34 protein-coding genes are annotated in these 16,274 nt (G+C 64.7%); 33 read left to right on the top strand and 1 reads right to left on the bottom strand.

What is annotated here, in order from left to right; translation table 11 throughout:
- The 32 genes from C2847_RS13060 to rplQ all read left to right on the top strand — a co-directional run.
- A partial coding sequence (locus tag C2847_RS13060) for an EF-Tu C-terminal domain-related protein (protein WP_164835696.1) occupies window positions 1–67 on the top strand: 67 nt, incomplete at its 5' end.
- A gap of 8 nt (window positions 68–75) precedes the next feature.
- A complete protein-coding gene (gene rpsJ / locus C2847_RS09600; RefSeq protein ID WP_015718109.1) occupies window positions 76–393 on the top strand; it encodes a 30S ribosomal protein S10 in 318 nt (105 codons plus the stop codon).
- Window positions 390–1,010: a 50S ribosomal protein L3 gene (rplC, locus tag C2847_RS09595; protein ID WP_105318135.1), complete on the top strand. Its 621-nt coding sequence runs from the start codon at window positions 390–392 to the stop codon at window positions 1,008–1,010. Before rpsJ ends, rplC begins: the two co-directional genes overlap by 4 nt.
- A gap of 8 nt (window positions 1,011–1,018) precedes the next feature.
- A complete protein-coding gene (rplD, locus tag C2847_RS09590; RefSeq protein WP_164835694.1) occupies window positions 1,019–1,639 on the top strand; it encodes a 50S ribosomal protein L4 in 621 nt (206 codons plus the stop codon).
- Window positions 1,636–1,926, top strand: a complete 291-nt coding sequence (locus tag C2847_RS09585; protein WP_105318134.1) for a 50S ribosomal protein L23 — start codon at window positions 1,636–1,638, stop codon at window positions 1,924–1,926. The genes rplD and C2847_RS09585 overlap by 4 nt, the downstream gene beginning before the upstream one ends.
- A gap of 52 nt (window positions 1,927–1,978) precedes the next feature.
- Complete coding sequence (gene rplB / locus C2847_RS09580) at window positions 1,979–2,809, top strand: 50S ribosomal protein L2 (protein ID WP_105318133.1); 831 nt, start codon at window positions 1,979–1,981, stop codon at window positions 2,807–2,809.
- 8 nt (window positions 2,810–2,817) lie between these two features.
- Window positions 2,818–3,099 carry a 30S ribosomal protein S19 gene (gene rpsS / locus C2847_RS09575; protein ID WP_105318132.1) on the top strand — a complete coding sequence of 94 codons (282 nt, stop codon included), beginning with the start codon at window positions 2,818–2,820 and terminating at the stop codon, window positions 3,097–3,099.
- A gap of 2 nt (window positions 3,100–3,101) precedes the next feature.
- On the top strand, window positions 3,102–3,443 hold the full coding sequence (gene rplV, locus C2847_RS09570) for a 50S ribosomal protein L22 (protein ID WP_015718104.1): 342 nt from the start codon (window positions 3,102–3,104) through the stop codon (window positions 3,441–3,443).
- Window positions 3,433–4,152, top strand: coding sequence for a 30S ribosomal protein S3 (gene rpsC / locus C2847_RS09565; RefSeq protein ID WP_105318131.1), 720 nt, complete (start codon window positions 3,433–3,435; stop codon window positions 4,150–4,152). The genes rplV and rpsC overlap by 11 nt, the downstream gene beginning before the upstream one ends.
- A 3-nt stretch (window positions 4,153–4,155) precedes the next feature.
- Window positions 4,156–4,581: a 50S ribosomal protein L16 gene (gene rplP / locus C2847_RS09560; RefSeq protein ID WP_038058331.1), complete on the top strand. Its 426-nt coding sequence runs from the start codon at window positions 4,156–4,158 to the stop codon at window positions 4,579–4,581.
- The gene (gene rpmC, locus C2847_RS09555) at window positions 4,568–4,765 is read left to right on the top strand and encodes a 50S ribosomal protein L29 (RefSeq protein WP_105318130.1); all 198 of its coding nucleotides are present in this window, start codon (window positions 4,568–4,570) and stop codon (window positions 4,763–4,765) included. The genes rplP and rpmC overlap by 14 nt, the downstream gene beginning before the upstream one ends.
- Window positions 4,758–5,075, top strand: a complete 318-nt coding sequence (rpsQ, locus tag C2847_RS09550; RefSeq protein WP_015718100.1) for a 30S ribosomal protein S17 — start codon at window positions 4,758–4,760, stop codon at window positions 5,073–5,075. Before rpmC ends, rpsQ begins: the two co-directional genes overlap by 8 nt.
- Window positions 5,072–5,440, top strand: coding sequence for a 50S ribosomal protein L14 (gene rplN, locus C2847_RS09545; RefSeq protein WP_105318129.1), 369 nt, complete (start codon window positions 5,072–5,074; stop codon window positions 5,438–5,440). The genes rpsQ and rplN overlap by 4 nt, the downstream gene beginning before the upstream one ends.
- Window positions 5,440–5,772, top strand: coding sequence for a 50S ribosomal protein L24 (gene rplX / locus C2847_RS09540; RefSeq protein ID WP_015718098.1), 333 nt, complete (start codon window positions 5,440–5,442; stop codon window positions 5,770–5,772). The genes rplN and rplX overlap by 1 nt, the downstream gene beginning before the upstream one ends.
- Before the next feature lies 1 nt (window position 5,773).
- The gene (rplE, locus tag C2847_RS09535; RefSeq protein ID WP_015718097.1) at window positions 5,774–6,322 is read left to right on the top strand and encodes a 50S ribosomal protein L5; all 549 of its coding nucleotides are present in this window, start codon (window positions 5,774–5,776) and stop codon (window positions 6,320–6,322) included.
- Window positions 6,323–6,329: 7 nt separating this feature from the next.
- Window positions 6,330–6,515: a type Z 30S ribosomal protein S14 gene (locus C2847_RS09530; RefSeq protein WP_003043922.1), complete on the top strand. Its 186-nt coding sequence runs from the start codon at window positions 6,330–6,332 to the stop codon at window positions 6,513–6,515.
- A gap of 68 nt (window positions 6,516–6,583) precedes the next feature.
- Window positions 6,584–7,000: a 30S ribosomal protein S8 gene (gene rpsH / locus C2847_RS09525; RefSeq protein WP_015718096.1), complete on the top strand. Its 417-nt coding sequence runs from the start codon at window positions 6,584–6,586 to the stop codon at window positions 6,998–7,000.
- Complete coding sequence (gene rplF / locus C2847_RS09520; protein WP_105318128.1) at window positions 7,000–7,542, top strand: 50S ribosomal protein L6; 543 nt, start codon at window positions 7,000–7,002, stop codon at window positions 7,540–7,542. The genes rpsH and rplF overlap by 1 nt, the downstream gene beginning before the upstream one ends.
- Window positions 7,543–7,550: 8 nt before the next feature.
- Window positions 7,551–7,889 (top strand): 50S ribosomal protein L18, encoded by a 339-nt coding sequence (gene rplR / locus C2847_RS09515; protein WP_015718094.1) that lies wholly within the window; start codon window positions 7,551–7,553, stop codon window positions 7,887–7,889.
- A gap of 21 nt (window positions 7,890–7,910) precedes the next feature.
- Window positions 7,911–8,384 (top strand): 30S ribosomal protein S5, encoded by a 474-nt coding sequence (rpsE, locus tag C2847_RS09510; RefSeq protein WP_015718093.1) that lies wholly within the window; start codon window positions 7,911–7,913, stop codon window positions 8,382–8,384.
- Complete coding sequence (gene rpmD / locus C2847_RS09505) at window positions 8,384–8,566, top strand: 50S ribosomal protein L30 (protein ID WP_105318127.1); 183 nt, start codon at window positions 8,384–8,386, stop codon at window positions 8,564–8,566. The genes rpsE and rpmD overlap by 1 nt, the downstream gene beginning before the upstream one ends.
- The gene (gene rplO, locus C2847_RS09500) at window positions 8,563–9,045 is read left to right on the top strand and encodes a 50S ribosomal protein L15 (RefSeq protein WP_105318126.1); all 483 of its coding nucleotides are present in this window, start codon (window positions 8,563–8,565) and stop codon (window positions 9,043–9,045) included. Before rpmD ends, rplO begins: the two co-directional genes overlap by 4 nt.
- A gap of 1 nt (window position 9,046) precedes the next feature.
- Complete coding sequence (gene secY / locus C2847_RS09495; protein WP_105318125.1) at window positions 9,047–10,363, top strand: preprotein translocase subunit SecY; 1,317 nt, start codon at window positions 9,047–9,049, stop codon at window positions 10,361–10,363.
- 8 nt (window positions 10,364–10,371) lie between these two features.
- Entirely contained in the window at window positions 10,372–10,926 is a 555-nt protein-coding gene (locus C2847_RS09490) for an adenylate kinase (RefSeq protein ID WP_105318124.1), read from the top strand.
- Window positions 10,926–11,693, top strand: a complete 768-nt coding sequence (gene map, locus C2847_RS09485; protein ID WP_105318123.1) for a type I methionyl aminopeptidase — start codon at window positions 10,926–10,928, stop codon at window positions 11,691–11,693. The genes C2847_RS09490 and map overlap by 1 nt, the downstream gene beginning before the upstream one ends.
- 7 nt (window positions 11,694–11,700) lie before the next feature.
- Window positions 11,701–11,919, top strand: coding sequence for a translation initiation factor IF-1 (infA, locus tag C2847_RS09480; RefSeq protein ID WP_105318122.1), 219 nt, complete (start codon window positions 11,701–11,703; stop codon window positions 11,917–11,919).
- A gap of 8 nt (window positions 11,920–11,927) precedes the next feature.
- Window positions 11,928–12,041 (top strand): 50S ribosomal protein L36, encoded by a 114-nt coding sequence (rpmJ, locus tag C2847_RS09475; protein WP_014514895.1) that lies wholly within the window; start codon window positions 11,928–11,930, stop codon window positions 12,039–12,041.
- 9 nt (window positions 12,042–12,050) lie between these two features.
- Entirely contained in the window at window positions 12,051–12,431 is a 381-nt protein-coding gene (gene rpsM, locus C2847_RS09470; protein ID WP_015718087.1) for a 30S ribosomal protein S13, read from the top strand.
- A gap of 39 nt (window positions 12,432–12,470) precedes the next feature.
- A complete protein-coding gene (rpsK, locus tag C2847_RS09465) occupies window positions 12,471–12,860 on the top strand; it encodes a 30S ribosomal protein S11 (RefSeq protein ID WP_015718086.1) in 390 nt (129 codons plus the stop codon).
- Window positions 12,861–12,873: 13 nt separating this feature from the next.
- Window positions 12,874–13,503: a 30S ribosomal protein S4 gene (gene rpsD, locus C2847_RS09460; RefSeq protein WP_105318121.1), complete on the top strand. Its 630-nt coding sequence runs from the start codon at window positions 12,874–12,876 to the stop codon at window positions 13,501–13,503.
- A 52-nt stretch (window positions 13,504–13,555) separates the two neighbouring features.
- Window positions 13,556–14,497 carry a DNA-directed RNA polymerase subunit alpha gene (locus C2847_RS09455; RefSeq protein WP_038070443.1) on the top strand — a complete coding sequence of 314 codons (942 nt, stop codon included), beginning with the start codon at window positions 13,556–13,558 and terminating at the stop codon, window positions 14,495–14,497.
- A gap of 4 nt (window positions 14,498–14,501) precedes the next feature.
- Window positions 14,502–14,858 (top strand): 50S ribosomal protein L17, encoded by a 357-nt coding sequence (gene rplQ / locus C2847_RS09450; protein WP_105318120.1) that lies wholly within the window; start codon window positions 14,502–14,504, stop codon window positions 14,856–14,858.
- Between the two features lie 60 nt (window positions 14,859–14,918).
- Here the strand turns inward: rplQ and C2847_RS09445 are convergent, their stop codons facing one another.
- Window positions 14,919–15,395, bottom strand: a complete 477-nt coding sequence (locus C2847_RS09445; RefSeq protein WP_105318119.1) for a DNA cytosine methyltransferase — start codon at window positions 15,393–15,395, stop codon at window positions 14,919–14,921.
- Between the two features lie 45 nt (window positions 15,396–15,440).
- Here C2847_RS09445 and C2847_RS09440 point away from each other — a divergent pair, with 45 nt between their 5' ends.
- Entirely contained in the window at window positions 15,441–16,274 is an 834-nt protein-coding gene (locus C2847_RS09440; protein ID WP_105318118.1) for a DMT family transporter, read from the top strand.

Here is a 16,274-nt window from a genome sequence, read left to right as displayed (position 1 = left end):
GCGGTTTGCCATTCGTGAGGGTGGGCGGACCGTGGGCGCCGGCGTGGTCACCAAGATCCTGGAGTGAGGTGAGGCATGCCCAAGATCCGCATCAAGCTACGGGGCTTTGACCACAAGACCCTGGACGCCTCGGCCCAGAAGATTGTGGAGGCCGCCCGGCGCTCCGGGGCCCAGGTCTCGGGTCCCGTGCCCCTGCCCACCCGGGTGCGGCGCTTCACCGTGATCCGGGGTCCTTTCAAGCACAAGGACTCCCGGGAGCACTTTGAGCTTCGCACCCACCACCGTCTGGTGGACATCCTGAACCCCAACCGCAAAACCATCGAGAGCCTCATGTCCTTAGACCTGCCCACCGGGGTGGAGATTGAGATCAAGACCGTGGGGGGTGGCAAATGAAGGGCATCCTGGGCATGAAGGTGGGCATGACCCGGATTTACCGGGAGGACCGTGCCATTCCCGTCACCGTGATCCTGGCTGGGCCCTGCCCTGTGGTCCAGCGGCGGACCCCGGAGAAGGACGGGTACACGGCGGTCCAGCTGGGCTTCCTGCCCCAGAATCCCAAGCGGGTCAACCGGCCCATGAAGGGGCATTTCGCCCGGGCCGGGGTGGGTCCGGTGCGCATCCTGAAGGAGATCCGCGACTTCAACCCTGAGGGCGACGTGGTGACTGTGGAGATTTTTAAGGCTGGCGAGCGGGTAGACGTGACCGGCACCTCCAAGGGCCGGGGCACGGCGGGGGGGATGAAGCGCTGGAACTTCGCCGGCGGTCCTGACTCCCACGGCGCCCATAAGATCCACCGCCACCCGGGCTCCATCGGCAACCGCAAGACCCCGGGCCGGGTCTATAAGGGCAAGCGCATGGCTGGCCGCTACGGGGCGGAGCGGGTCACGGTGATGAACCTCGAGGTGGTGGACGTGATCCCCGAGGAAAACCTCCTCTTGGTCAAGGGGGCCGTGCCGGGACCCAACGGGGGCCTGGTGCTGGTGCGCCAGACCAAGAAGGTGGCCAAGTAAAGGAGGGCATGGTGTACCAGATTCCTGTTCTCTCCTCTTCCGGCAAGCGGGAGCTTGCCGCCGATCTCCCCCAGGAGGTTAACCCCCATCTCCTATGGGAGGTGGTGCGCTGGCAGCTGGCGAAAAGGCGCCGGGGGACGGCCAGCACCAAGACCCGGGGCGAGGTGGCTTACTCGGGCCGCAAGATCTATCCCCAGAAGCACACCGGGCGGGCCCGCCACGGGGATATCGGCGCCCCCATCTTCGTGGGCGGGGGTACGGTCTTCGGACCCAAGCCCCGGGACTACCGCTACACCCTGCCCAAGAAGGTGCGGCAGGCGGGGTTGGCCATGGCCGTGGCCGATCGGGCCAAGGAGGGCAAGCTCCTTCTGGTGGAGGACTTCGCCGGGGTTAACAGCAAGACCAAGGAGTTTCTGGCCTGGGCCAAGGCCGTGGGGCTAGATGGCTCGGAAAGCGTGCTCCTGGTGACGGCCAGCGAGCTGGTGCGCCGGGCTGCCCGGAACCTCCCTTGGGTGGTGACCCTGGCGCCGGAGGGGTTAAACGTCTACGATATCCTGCGCACCGAGCGCCTGGTCATGGACCTGGCGGCTTGGGAGGCCTTCCAGGCCCGCATGGGGGGTGAGGCATGAAGACCGCCTTTGACGTGATCCTGGCCCCGGCGCTTTCTGAAAAGGCTTACGCCGGCTTCGCCGAGGGCAAGTACACCTTCTGGGTCCACCCCAAGGCCACCAAGACGGAGATCAAGAACGCCGTGGAAGCGGCTTTTAAGGTCAAGGTGGTGGGGGTGAACACCATGATGGTGCGGGGCAAGAAGAAGCGCCTGGGCCGCTACCTGGGCAAGCGCCCCGACCGCAAGAAGGCCATCGTGCAGGTGGCCGCCGGGCAGAAGATCGAGGCCCTGGAGGGCCTCATCTAAACCTAAGCCGGGTGGGGAGCCCGGCCCCGATCCGGCAAGGGAGGCATAGAGGATGGCAGTCAAGAAGTTCAAACCCTACACCCCAAGCCGCCGTTTCATGACGGTGGCGGACTTCTCCGAGATCACCAAGACCGAGCCGGAGAGGTCCTTGGTCAAGCCCCTGAAGAAGACGGGGGGGCGGAACAACCAGGGCCGCATCACCGTGCGCTTCCGGGGGGGCGGCCACAGGCGGCTTTACCGCATCATCGACTTCAAGCGCTGGGATAAGGTGGGCATTCCCGCCAAGGTGGCGGCCATTGAGTACGACCCCAACCGTTCCGCCCGCATCGCCCTTCTGCATTACGCCGACGGGGAGAAGCGCTACATCATCGTTCCCGAGGGCCTGCAGGTGGGCCAGCAGGTGGTGGCGGGGCCGGATGCTCCCATCCAGGTGGGCAACGCTTTGCCCCTCCGCTTCATCCCTGTGGGCACCGTGGTCCATGCGGTGGAGCTGGAGCCCAAGAAGGGGGCCAAGCTGGCCCGCTCCGCCGGCACCAGCACCCAGATCCAGGGCCGGGAAGGGGATTACGTGATCCTGCGCCTGCCCTCGGGGGAGCTTAGGAAGGTGCACGGGGAGTGCTACGCCACCATCGGGACCGTGGGCAACGCCGACCACAAGAACATCGTCCTGGGCAAGGCGGGGCGCACCCGGTGGCTTGGCCGCAAGCCCCATGTGCGCGGTGCTGCCATGAACCCGGTGGACCACCCCCACGGCGGCGGCGAGGGCCGGGCACCCCGGGGCCGGCCTCCCGCTTCCCCCTGGGGCTGGCAGACCAAGGGCCTCAAGACCCGGAAGCGGCGGAAGCCCTCGAGCCGCTTCATCATCGCCCGCCGCAAGAAGTGAGGTGAGCCATGCCGCGTAGCTTGAAGAAGGGCGTTTTCGTAGATGACCACCTCTTGGAGAAGGTTCTGGAGCTCAACGCCAAGGGGGAAAAGCGGCTCATCAAGACCTGGAGCCGCCGCTCCACCGTCGTCCCCGAGATGGTAGGCCATACTATTGCGGTCCACAACGGCAAGCAGCACGTGCCCGTCTACATCACCGAGAACATGGTGGGGCACAAGCTGGGAGAGTTTGCCCCCACCCGCACCTACCGGGGGCACGGGAAAGAGGCTAAGGCCACCAAGAAGAAGTAGCCATGGAAGCGAAAGCCATTGCCCGTTACGTGCGCATCTCCCCCAGGAAGGTCCGCCTTGTAGTGGACCTGATCCGGGGGAAGAGCCTCGAGGAGGCCCGCGCCATCCTGCGCTACACCCCTAAGCGGGGGGCCTATTACGTGGCCAAGGTGCTGGAGTCCGCTGCCGCCAACGCGGTCAACAACCACGACATGCTGGAGGACCGGCTTTTTGTGAAGGCGGCCTTTGTGGACGAGGGGCCCGCTTTGAAAAGGGTGCTTCCCCGGGCCCGGGGCCGGGCGGACATCATCAAGAAGAGGACCAGCCACATCACGGTGATCTTGGGGGAGAAACATGGGAAATAAGATCCACCCCATTGGGTTTAGGCTCGGCATCACCCGGGACTGGGAGTCCCGCTGGTATGCGGGCAAGAAGCAGTACCGCCACCTCCTGGTGGAGGACCAGAAGATCCGCGAGGTCCTCACCAAGGAGCTCTACCCGGCTGGTTTGGCCCGCATCGACATCGAACGGGCTGCGGACAACGTGGCCGTGACCGTGCACGTGGCCAAGCCGGGTGTGGTCATCGGCCGGGGCGGGGAGAAGATCAAGGTCCTGAGGGACACCCTTTCCCAGCTCACCGGCAAGAACGTGGCCCTGAACGTCCAGGAGATCCACAACCCTAACCTCTCTGCTCCCCTGGTGGCCCAGCGGGTGGCGGAGCAGATCGAGCGCCGCTTCGCCGTGCGGCGGGCCATCAAGCAGGCGGTGCAGCGGGTCATGGAGGCGGGGGCCAAGGGGGCCAAGGTGATCGTCTCCGGCCGCATCGGCGGCGCCGAGCAGGCCCGCACGGAGTGGGCCGCCGAGGGCCGGGTGCCCCTTCACACCCTTCGTGCTAACATAGACTACGGCTTCGCTTTGGCCCGCACCACCTACGGGGTGCTGGGGGTCAAGGCTTACGTGTTCCTGGGCGAGGTGATCGGCGGACAGAAGCCCAAGGCCCGCCCCGAGGGGCCGAAGGCGGAGGAAAAGCCCCGCCGCCGCCGCCCAGCGGTGCGCGTGAAGAAGGAGGAATAGGCCATGTTGATGCCTAGGCGCATGAAGTACCGCAAGCAGCACCGGGGTCGCATGAAGGGGGCGGCCAAGGGGGGTGATTACGTGGCCTTCGGGGACTTCGGCCTGGTGGCCATGGAGCCCGCCTGGATCACCTCCCAGCAGATTGAGGCGGCCCGTGTGGCCATGGTGCGCCACTTCCGCCGCGGGGGCAAGATCTTCATCCGCATCTTCCCCGACAAGCCCTACACCAAGAAGCCCCTCGAGGTGCGGATGGGTAAGGGTAAGGGTAACGTGGAAGGGTATGTGGCGGTGGTGAAGCCGGGCCGGGTGATGTTCGAGGTGGCGGGCGTCACGGAGGAGCAGGCCCTCGAGGCCTTGCGCATCGCCGGCCACAAGCTTCCCATCCGGACCAAGATCGTGAGGAGGGACGCCTACGATGAAGCCCAGTGAGATCCGCAAGCTCTCTCCCAGTGAGATCGAGAAGCTGGTTCGGGAGAAGAAGCGGGAGCTGATGGAGCTTCGCTTCCAGGCCTCCATCGGCCAGCTCTCCCAGAACCACAGGATCCGGGAGACCCGGCGCCTCATCGCCCGGCTCCTCACGAGCCTGAACGAGAGGAGGAGGGCCAATGCCTAAGAAGGTGCTGACCGGGGTGGTGGTGAGCGACAAGATGCAGAAGACCGTTTCGGTACTGGTGGAGCGCCAGTTCCCCCACCCCCTCTACGGCAAGGTGATCAAGCGCTCCAAAAAGTACCTGGCCCACGACCCCGAGGGAAAGTACAAGGTGGGGGACGTGGTGGAGATCATCGAGTCCCGCCCCATCTCCAAGCGCAAGCGCTTTAGGGTGTTGCGTCTGGTGGAGGGGGGAAGGTTGGACCTGGTGGAGAAGTACCTGGTGCGTAGGCAAAACTACGCCAGCCTTTCCAAACGGGGAGGTAAGGCATGATCCAGCCCCAGACCTACCTGGAGGTGGCCGATAACACCGGGGCCCGCAAGATCATGTGCATCCGCGTGCTAAAGGGCTCCAACGCCAAGTACGCCACCGTGGGGGACATCATCGTGGCCAGCGTCAAGGAGGCCATCCCCCGGGGGGCGGTGAAGGAAGGCGACGTGGTGAAGGCGGTGGTGGTGCGCACCAAAAAGGAGGTCAAGCGCCCCGATGGCTCCGCCATCCGCTTTGACGACAACGCTGCCGTCATCATCAACAACCAGCTGGAGCCCCGGGGCACCCGCGTCTTCGGCCCCGTGGCACGGGAGCTCCGGGAAAAGGGCTTCATGAAGATCATCTCCCTGGCTCCGGAGGTGCTCTGATGCAGGCCAAGCTACATGTGAAGAAAGGGGACACGGTTCTGGTGGCCTCCGGCAAGTACAAGGGCCAGGTGGGCAAGGTGAAGGCCGTGCTGCCCAAGAAGGGGGCGGTCATCGTGGAGGGGGTGAACATCGTTAAGAAGGCGGTGCGGGTGAGCCCCCAACACCCCCAGGGTGGCTTTGTGGAGCAGGAAGCTCCCCTGCATGCCTCCAAGGTGCGCCCCATCTGCCCCGCGTGCGGCAAGCCCACCCGGGTGCGGAAGAAGCTCCTGGAAAACGGCCGCAAGATCCGGGTGTGCGCCAAGTGTGGCGGGGCTTTGGACGTGGAGGGATAAGATGCCGCTAGAGGTTGCTCTGAAGAAGAAGTACTACGAGGAGGTACGGCCCGAGCTCATCCGCCGCTTCGGCTACCAGAACATCTGGGAGGTGCCTCGCCTGGAGAAGGTGGTGATCAACCAGGGGCTGGGGGAGGCCAAGGAGGATGCCCGCATCCTGGAGAAGGCTTCCCAGGAGCTCGCCCTCATCACCGGCCAGAAGCCGGCCATAACCCGGGCCAAGAAGTCCATCTCCAACTTCAAGCTCCGCAAGGGGATGCCCATCGGCCTCAGGGTTACCCTGCGCGGCGACCGGATGTGGATCTTCCTGGAGAAGCTCCTTTCCGTGGCCCTTCCCCGCATCCGCGACTTCCGGGGGGTGAACCCGAACAGCTTTGACGGCCGCGGCAACTACAACCTGGGGTTGAGGGAGCAGCTCATCTTCCCGGAGATCACCTACGACATGGTGGACGCCCTTCGGGGAATGGACATCGCGGTGGTGACCACCGCCCGGACCGACGAGGAGGCCAGGGCCCTTTTGGAGCTTCTGGGCTTCCCCTTCCGCAAGTGAGGCGAGCATGGCGAGAAAAGCGTTGATCGAAAAGGCTAAGCGTACCCCCAAGTTCAAGGTGCGGGCCTATACCCGTTGCGTGCGCTGTGGGAGGGCCAGGAGCGTGTACCGCTACTTCGGGCTCTGCCGGATTTGCCTTAGGGAGCTGGCCCACAAGGGGCAGCTTCCCGGGGTGAAGAAGGCCAGCTGGTAGGCCGTGGCCGGTCGAGGGGGTTCCCTCGAAACCGCATGGTCCAGGAGTGAGGTAAAAGGAGAGAGGAAATGTTGACAGACCCCATTGCCGACATGCTGACCCGGATCCGGAATGCCACCCGGGTCTACAAGGAGAGCACCGAGGTACCTGCCTCCCGCTTCAAGGAGGAGATCCTCAAGATCCTGGCTCGGGAGGGCTTCATCAAGGGGTACGAGCGGGTGGAGGTGGACGGCAAGCCGGTTTTGCGCATCCACCTCAAGTATGGGCCCAGGCGCCAGGGGCCTGATCCCCGGCCTGAACAGGTCATCAACCATATCCGTCGCATCAGCCGTCCTGGGCGACGGGTGTACGTGGGGGTCAAGGAGATTCCCCGGGTGCGCCGCGGCCTGGGGATTGCCATCCTGTCCACGCCCAAGGGCGTCCTTACCGACCGGGAGGCCCGGCGTCTGGGCGTGGGCGGGGAGCTTATCTGCGAGGTGTGGTGATGTCTAGGATTGGCCGGCTTCCCATTCCCTTGCCCAAGGGGGTCACCCTGGAGGTGACCCCGGGGCTCGTCAAGGTTAAAGGCCCCAAGGGCGAACTTTCTGTGCCCATCTCCCCGGAGATGCGGGTGGTGGTGGACGGGGGGGTGGTGCGGGTGGAAAGGCCCTCGGATGAGCGCCGGCACAAGAGCCTGCACGGCCTCACCCGGACCCTCATCGTCAACGCCATCAAGGGGGTTTCCGAGGGGTACGTGAAGGAGCTCCTCATCAAGGGCATCGGCTACCGGGCCCGGCTTGCGGGACGGGCGGTGGAGCTCACCGTGGGCTTTAGCCATCCCGTGGTGGTGGAGCCTCCGGAGGGCATCACCTTCGAGGTGCCCGAGCCCACCAAGATCCGCGTTCTAGGTATAGACAAGCAGAAGGTGGGCCAGGTGGCCGCCAACCTGCGCGCCATCAAGAAGCCCAGCGCCTACCATGAGAAGGGCATTTACTACGCGGGCGAGCCCGTCCGCCTTAAGCCCGGCAAGGCCGGGGCCAAGAAGTAGGGGGAACCATGGCACGGCTTACCGCATACGAACGCCGCAAGTTCCGGGTGCGTAACCGCATCAAGCGCACGGGCCGGCTCCGCCTGTCCGTCTTCCGGAGCCTTAACCACATCTACGCCCAGATCATCGATGACGAGAAGGGCCATACCCTGGTGGCCGAGTCCAGCCTGGCCCTGAAGCTGAAGGGCAACAAGACCGAGGTGGCCCGGCAGGTGGGGCGGGCCCTGGCGGAGAAGGCCAAAGCGTTGGGGATCACCAAGGTGGCTTTTGACCGCGGCCCCTACAAGTACCACGGCCGGGTAAAGGCTCTGGCGGAAGGGGCCAGAGAAGGGGGCCTGGAGTTCTAGGTCGCTTAGCGAGGAGGAAGCATGCCCGAGACCGACTTTGAAGAGAAGATGATCCTGGTGCGGCGCACCGCCAAGACCTATCAGGGTGGCCGCCGCTTCCGCTTTGGGGCCTTGGTGGTGGTGGGTGACCGGCAGGGCCGGGTGGGCCTGGGCCTGGGCAAGGCTAAGGAGGTGCCCCTGGCGGTGCAGAAGGCGGGGTACTACGCCCGTCGCAACATGGTGGAGGTGCCCATCCAAAACGGCACCATTCCCCACGAGATCGAGGTGGAGTACGGGGCCTCCAAGATTCTCCTGAAGCCCGCAGCCCCAGGCACGGGGGTGATCGCAGGGGCAGTGCCCCGGGCCATCCTCGAGCTCGCGGGGATCACGGACATCCTCACCAAGGAGCTGGGGAGCCGTAATCCCATCAACATCGCTTACGCCACCATGGAGGCCCTCAGGCAGCTTAAGACCAAGCAGGATGTGGAGCGCCTGCGGAAAGGCGGTGAGGAGTGATGGCCAAGCTCAAGGTTAAGCTGGTGAAAAGCCCCATCGGCTATCCCAAGGACCAGAAGGCGGCCTTGAAGGCCCTGGGGCTGACCAAGCTCCACAGGGAAAAGGTCTTTGAAGACCATCCCGCCATACTGGGCACCATCAAGAAGGTGGCCCACCTGGTGCGCGTGGAGGTGCTGGAATGAAGCTTGCTGATCTAAAACCCAATCCTGGGGCCAACAAGAGGCGGAAGCGGGTGGGGCGGGGCCCTGGCTCCGGCCACGGCAAGACGGCCACCCGGGGTCACAAGGGTCAGAAGTCCCGCTCCGGTGGCCTTAAGGACCCGCGCCGCTTTGAAGGGGGGCGCTCCACCACCCTGATGCGCCTGCCCAAGCGAGGGATGCAGGGCCAGGTGCCCGGGGAGATTAAGAGGCCCAGGTACCAAGGCGTGAACCTGAGGGACCTGGCCCGCTTTGAAGGGGAGGTGACCCCCGAGGTGCTGGTCCAGGCTGGGATCCTGAAGAAGGGTTACCGGCTTAAGGTGCTGGGGGAAGGGGAGGCCAAGCCCCTTAAGGTGGTGGCCCACGCTTTTTCCAAGACCGCCCTGGAAAAGCTAAAGGCTGCGGGCGGCGAGGCCGTCCTACTGGTTGCTGTGCCCGAAGGGCAAACGCCTAAGGAGGCTTAGGATGCTTAAGGCCTTCCGGAGCGCCCTGGCCATTCCCGAACTGCGCCAGCGGATCCTCTTCACCCTGCTGGTGTTGGCCGCCTACCGCCTGGGGGCCTTTATCCCCACCCCAGGGGTGGACCTGGACAAGATCCAGGAGTTCCTGCGCACCACCCAGGGAGGGGTTTTCGGCATCATCAACCTCTTTTCGGGCGGTAACTTTGAGCGCTTCTCCATCTTCGCCCTGGGAATCATGCCCTACATCACCGCCGCCATCATCATGCAGCTTTTGGTCAATGTGATTCCCACCCTGGAGAAGCTTTCCAAGGAGGGTGAAGAGGGCCGCCGCATCATCAACCAGTACACCCGCATCGGCGGCATCGCTCTGGGGGCTTTCCAGGGTTTCTTTCTGGCCACCGCCTTCCTGGGGGCGGAGGGGGGGCGTTTCCTCCTTCCGGGCTGGTCCCCCGGTCCCTTTTTCTGGCTGGTGGTGGTGGTCACCCAGGTGGCGGGCATCGCCCTCCTCCTTTGGATGGCGGAGCGCATCACCGAGTACGGCATCGGCAACGGCACCAGCATGATCATCTTCGCCGGGATCGTGGTGGAGTGGCTGCCCCAGCTCGTCCGCACCATCGGCCTCATCCGCACCGGGGAGGTCAACCTGGTGGCCTTTCTTTTCTTCCTGGCCTTTATCGTCTTGGCCTTTGCCGGGATGGCAGCGGTGCAACAGGCGGAAAGGCGCATTCCTGTCCAGTACGCCCGCAAGGTGGTGGGCCGCAGGGTCTACGGGGGCCAGGCCACCTACATCCCCATCAAGCTGAACGCTGCCGGCGTCATCCCCATCGTCTTTGCTGCCGCCATTTTGCAGATTCCCATCTTCCTCACCGCCCCCTTCCAGGACAACCAGGTGCTTCAGGCCATCGCCAACTTCTTCAACCCCACCCATCTTTCCGGCCTGCTCATTGAGGTGGTGCTGATCGTTCTCTTCACCTACGTCTACACCGCGGTCCAGTTTGACCCTAAGCGGATCGCGGAAAGCCTCCGGGAATACGGGGGCTTCATCCCCGGCATCCGCCCGGGGGAGCCCACGGTCAAGTTCTTGGAGCACATCGTCTCCCGCCTCACCCTCTGGGGGGCCCTCTTCCTTGGCCTGGTGGCCGCCCTGCCCCAGATCATCCAGAACCTCACCGGGGTGAAGAGCATCGCCTTTTCCGGCATCGGCCTTCTCATCGTGGTGGGCGTGGCCCTGGATACCCTTAGGCAGATTGAGAGCCAGCTGATGCTAAGGAACTACGAGGGGTTCCTTTCCAAGGGCCGCATCCGCGGCCGCACGCGCTAGGAGGGGGGATGGGGGAAGCGGTGATCTTCTTGGGGCCGCCGGGGGCGGGAAAGGGCACCCAGGCGGCCAGGCTGGCGGAGGAGCTGGGCTTTAAGAAACTCTCCACCGGGGACATCCTGCGGGACCATGTGGCCCGGGGCACGTCCCTGGGGCAGCAGGTGAAGCCCATCATGGACCGGGGGGACCTGGTGCCGGATGAGCTCATCCTGGCCCTTATTCGGGAGGAGCTTTCGGAGCGGGTGATCTTCGACGGCTTTCCCCGCACCCTGGCCCAGGCGGAGGCCCTGGACCACCTGCTTCAGGCTACCGGGACCCGGCTCCTTGGAGTGGTGCTGGTGGAGGTGCCGGAGGAGGAGCTCATCGCCCGGATGCTCAAGCGGGCGGAGCTCGAGGGGCGCTCGGACGACAACGAGGAGACCATCCGGCACCGGCTCCGGGTCTACCGGGAGAAAACCGAGCCCTTGGTGCAGTATTATGAAAAAACGGGTGCCTTGAGGCGGGTGGACGGCCTGGGTAACCCCGATGAGGTCTACGCCCGCATCCGGGCAGCCCTGGGAATCTGATGGCCATCAAGCTGAAGAGTCCATGGGAGATTGAGCGCATGCGGGAGGCGGGTGCCCTCCTCACCGAGGTGGTGGAGGAGGTGGGCCGGCATGTGGAGCCCGGCATCACCACCAAGGAGCTGGACCGGATCGCCTACGAGGCCATAAAAAAGCGCAAGGCCAAGCCGGCCTTCCTGGGCCTTTACGGGTTTCCCGCCACCTTATGCACCTCGGTGAACGAGGTGGTGGTCCACGGCATTCCCTCCGATGAGCCCTTGAAGGAAGGGGATATCCTTTCCGTAGACGTGGGCCTTATCTACGGGGGCTTCGCCGCCGATATGGCCCGCACCTTTCCCGTGGGCAGGGTTTCCCCGGAGGCGGAAAGGCTCATCCAGGATACCGAGGCCGCCTTCTGGGAGGGGATGAGGTACCTCCGCCCAGGTTTCCGCATCGGGGATGTGGCCCATGCGGTGCAGACCTTTCTGGAAAGCCGTGGGTATGGGGTGGTGCGGGAGTTCGTGGGGCACGGGGTGGGGCGGGAGATCCACGAGGACCCGCAGCTGCCCAACTTCGGCAAGCCGGGAACGGGCCCCAAGATCCGGCCGGGCATGACCCTGGCCCTCGAGCCCATGGTCACCCTACGCCCGGCTTCTGTGGTAATATTGGAAGATGGCTGGACGGCGAGCGCCGGACCTGGCAACCTCGCCGCCCACTACGAGAACACCGTCTTGGTGACGGAGGAGGGCCCGGAGCTTCTCACCGGGGTTTCCCTAGTGCGGGCGCGGTAGGAGGGGTATGGCGAAGGAGAAGGACACCATTCGGGTAGAAGGCGTGGTTACCGAGGCTTTGCCCAACACCACGTTTCGGGTGAAGCTGGACTCGGGACCGGAGATCCTGGCCTACATCTCGGGCAAGATGCGCATGCACTACATCCGCATCCTGCCCGGGGACCGGGTGGTGGTGGAGATTACCCCCTACGACCCCACGCGGGGCCGCATCGTGTACAGGAAGTAGGAGGCGAGATGAAGGTACGGGCATCGGTTAAAAAGATGTGCGAGAAGTGCAAGGTGGTGCGCCGGCACGGCCGGGTGTACGTGATCTGCGAGAACCCCAAGCACAAGCAGCGGCAAGGGTAAGGAGGGAACGTGGCGAGGATTGCAGGTGTGGAGATTCCTAGGAACAAGCGGGTGGACGTGGCCCTCACCTACATCTACGGGGTGGGGCCGGCCCGGGCCAAGGAGGCTCTGGAGAAGACGGGCATCAATCCGGCGACCCGGGTGAAGGACCTTACCGAGGCGGAGGTGGTGCGCCTTCGGGAGTACGTGGAGAACACCTGGAAGCTGGAAGGTGAGCTCAGGGCTGAGGTGGCCGCCAACATCAAGCGCCTCATGGATATCGGCTGCTACCGGGGCCTCCGCCACCGCCGTGGATTGCCGGTGAGGGGGCAGCGCACCCGCACCAATGCCCGTACCCGCAAGGGTCCCCGCAAGACCGTGGCGGGCAAGAAGAAAGCCCCTAGGAAGTAGTTCTAGGGCCAGTGGATACTCCTAAGGCTGAGGGAGAGTATGGCCAGAAAAGCGACCAAGAAGAAAGTCAAACGACAGGTGGCCAGTGGGAAGGCGTACATCCACGCCTCCTACAACAACACCATCGTCACCATCACCGACCCGGACGGCAACCCCATCACCTGGTCCTCGGGTGGGGTTATCGGCTACAAGGGGAGCCGCAAGGGCACCCCGTATGCGGCCCAGCTGGCGGCCATGGATGCGGCCAAGAAGGCCATGGCCTACGGCATGCAGAGCGTGGACGTGATCGTGCGCGGCACCGGGGCGGGCCGGGAGCAGGCCATCCGGGCCCTCCAGGCCTCGGGCTTGCAGGTGAAGTCCATCGTGGACGACACCCCTGTGCCCCACAACGGCTGCCGGCCTAAGAAGAAGTTCCGCAAGGCTTCATAAGGAGTAGGAGAAGATGGGTCGTTACATTGGTCCAGTTTGCCGTCTTTGCCGCCGGGAAGGAGTCAAGCTTTACCTGAAGGGGGAGCGTTGCTACAGCCCCAAGTGCGCCATGGAGCGCCGCCCCTACCCTCCGGGGCAGCACGGGCAGAAGCGCACCCGCCGCCCTTCCGACTACGCGGTGCGCCTGAGGGAGAAGCAAAAGCTCCGCCGCATCTACGGGATCTCCGAAACCCAGTTCAAGAACCTCTTTGAGGAGGCCAGCCGCAAGAAGGGGGTTACGGGTACCGTCTTCCTAGGGCTTTTGGAGTCCCGCTTGGACAACGTGGTCTACCGGCTGGGCTTCGCCGCTAGCCGCCGCCAGGCGCGGCAGATGGTGCGCCACGGCCACATCACCGTAAACGGCCGCCGGGTGGACCTTCCCGCCTACCGGGTGAAGCCTGGGGATGAGATCGCCATCGCCGAGGGTAGCCGCAACCTGGCCTTCATCCGGGAGAACCTCGAGGCCATGAAGGGCCGCAAGGTGGGCCCCTGGCTCTCCTTGGATGTGGAGGGGATGAAGGGTAAGTTCCTGCGCCTGCCCGATCGGGAGGACCTGGCGCTTCCCGTGAACGAGCAGCTGGTGGTGGAGTTCTACTCCAGGTAGCCCTAAAGGGGCCCGGCTTGACCGGGCCCATGTGTTGCCGGCAAGGAGGTCTATGTTAGAGAGCAAGCTGAAAGCCCCGGTCTTCACGGTGCGCACCCAGGGGCGGGAGTACGGGGAGTTTGTCCTGGAGCCCCTGGAGCGGGGGTTCGGTGTCACCCTGGGCAACCCCTTGAGGCGGATTCTCCTTTCCTCCATTCCCGGGACCGCGGTTACCAGCGTCTACATTGAGGATGTCCTCCACGAGTTCTCCACCATTCCTGGGGTCAAGGAGGACGTGGTGGAGATCATCCTGAACCTCAAGGAGCTGGTGGTGCGCTTCCTGGACCCCAAGATGCAGACCACCACCCTGGTCCTGAAGGCGGAAGGCCCCAAGGTGGTCAAGGCGGGGGATTTCGTGGTGCCCCCCGATGCGGAGATCCTGAACCCGGACCTCACCATCGCCACCTTAGACAAGGGAGGCAAGCTTTACATGGAGGTGCGGGTGGACCGGGGCGTGGGGTACGTGCCCGCCGAGCGCCATGGCATCAAGGACCGCATCAACTCCATCCCCGTGGACGCCATCTTCTCCCCCGTGCGCCGGGTGGCCTTCCAGGTGGAGGATACCCGGCTTGGGCAGCGCACCGACCTGGACAAGCTGACCCTGCGGATCTGGACGGATGGCTCCGTCACCCCCTTGGAGGCCTTGAACCAGGCGGTAGAGATCCTCAAGGAGCACCTTTCCTATTTCGCCAACCCGCAGGCCACCGCCCTCCCTGCCCCGGAACCGGCTTCCGTGGAGCGCGCGGAAGGAGAGGAGGACCTGGACCTCCCCCTGGAGGAGCTTGGCCTTTCCACCCGCGTTCTCCACAGCCTCAAGGAGGAGGGGATCGAGTCGGTGCGGGCGCTTTTGGCCTTGAACCTCAAGGACCTGAAGAACATCCCCGGCATCGGGGAAAGGAGCCTCGAGGAGATCCGCGAGGCTTTGGCCAAAAAGGGATTCGCCCTAAAGGAGTAAGACCATGCGCCACCTGAAGTCTGGAAGAAAGCTGAACCGTCACTCTTCCCACCGCCTGGCCCTTTACCGCAACCAGGCCAAAAGCCTTCTCACCTACGGCCGCATCACCACCACCGTGCCCAAGGCCAAGGAACTCACCGGCTTCGTGGACCACCTCATCCACCTGGCCAAGCGGGGGGACCTGCACGCCCGCCGCCTGGTGCTGAGGGACCTGCAGGACGTGAAGCTGGTGCGGAAGCTCTTCGATGAGATCGCCCCCAAGTACCAGAACCGGGCCGGAGGGTACACCCGGGTGCTCAAGCTGGCGGAACGCCGGCGGGGGGATGGGGCGCCCTTGGCCCTGGTGGAGCTGGTGGAGTAGGGGCGCCGAAAAAGGGAAGGATGCCCGTGAGCGTCGGGCCCCGGGATAGGGTGCCGGCGCTTACGCGTTCTCTCCTCCCCGCCCCTGAAGGAGCCTTAGGAGCTGATCTTCCAGCTCGCCGATATAGGCGGCCAGGGTGTTCCCGTGCTTTTCCAGGGTTTCCGCCAGGCGGGCCTCGAGGGCCCGGATCTCCTCCTTCTCCGCCTCCGCTAGGCGCTTGAACTCCGCCTCCAAGTAGCCTCTAAGCTCGGTGTATCGGCTCTGCTCCGCCTCCTCGGCCAGCTTCTTGTAGTGGAGAAGCTCCCGGGCGTAGCGCCGCACCTCCAAAAGGGCGGCGGCCTCCAGGCCGATGGTGAAGATGAGGTAGAGGAGGGAAACCGCCCCCAGGGCCACCACCAGAACCAGGCCCAAGGGGGCCTCCACCCGGGTGAGGCCCAGGGATAGGGAGGTGGGCTTGGTGATCTCCCCCCAGTTGAGCCAGGAGAAGAGGACCAAAAGAAGGAGGACAAGGAGGGCAAAAAGGGTACGCGCGCTCATAGGTCGGCCTCCATAGGGCACTGGGGGGATTATACACTCTTCCCCATGGGATACCTGTACCTGCTCCTGGCCGCCTTCCTTTGGGGTCTCATCGGCCCCGTAAGCCGCCTGGCCTTTCAGGAGGGGCTTACCCCCCTGGCCGTGGCCTTTTTCCGGGCAGGCATCGCCTGGGTCTTCTTCGGCCTGCACGCCCTGCTCCTGCGCCAGGTCCGGGTGGAAAGGCGGGATGCCCTGCCCCTCCTTCTTTTCGGCCTGGTGGGGGTTTCCCTCTTCTACGGTTCCTATCAGCTGGCGGTGGTCTACGGGGGGGCGGCCTTGGCCTCCGTCCTCCTGTACACGGCCCCAGCCTGGGTGGCCCTCCTTTCCCTGGCGGTCCTAAAGGAGCCTCTGGACCGCACCGGCCTTTTGGCGGTGGCCCTGACCCTGCTGGGGGTGGGGCTTATGGGCGTGGGAGGGGGAAGCGGGGTGCGGGTCCTATCCCTCGCCCTTTTCTTTGGGCTCCTTTCCGGCTTCACCTATGCGCTTTACTACATCTTCGGCAAGCTCTACCTTCCCCGCTACGCCACCCCCACCCTCTTCCTCTACGCCCTGCCCGTGGGGGCCTTGGGGCTTTTGCCCTGGGTGGAGTTTGCGCCTTTGAGCCCAAGGGCCATGGAAGCCTTGCTCTTTTTGGGGGTATTTTCCACATACGGGGCCTATCTGGCCTACTATGCAGGGTTGAAGCGCCTTCCAGCCACCCGGGCCAGCGTGGTGGCCACCCTCGAGCCCGTGGTGGCCAACCTGTTCGCCTTCCTCCTCTTTAGGGAGGTGCTTTCCCTCTGGGCCTATCTGGGGGCGGGCTTAGTGCTTTTGGCGGTGGTCCTCACGGTGCGGCGCTAG

It is taken from the genome of Thermus tenuipuniceus, from assembly GCF_002964845.1.
In the GTDB taxonomy this organism is placed as follows: Bacteria; Deinococcota; Deinococci; order Deinococcales; family Thermaceae; genus Thermus; species Thermus tenuipuniceus.
Note: the sequence above shows the minus strand (reverse complement) of the source record. Positions and strands in the feature narration are given on the sequence as shown.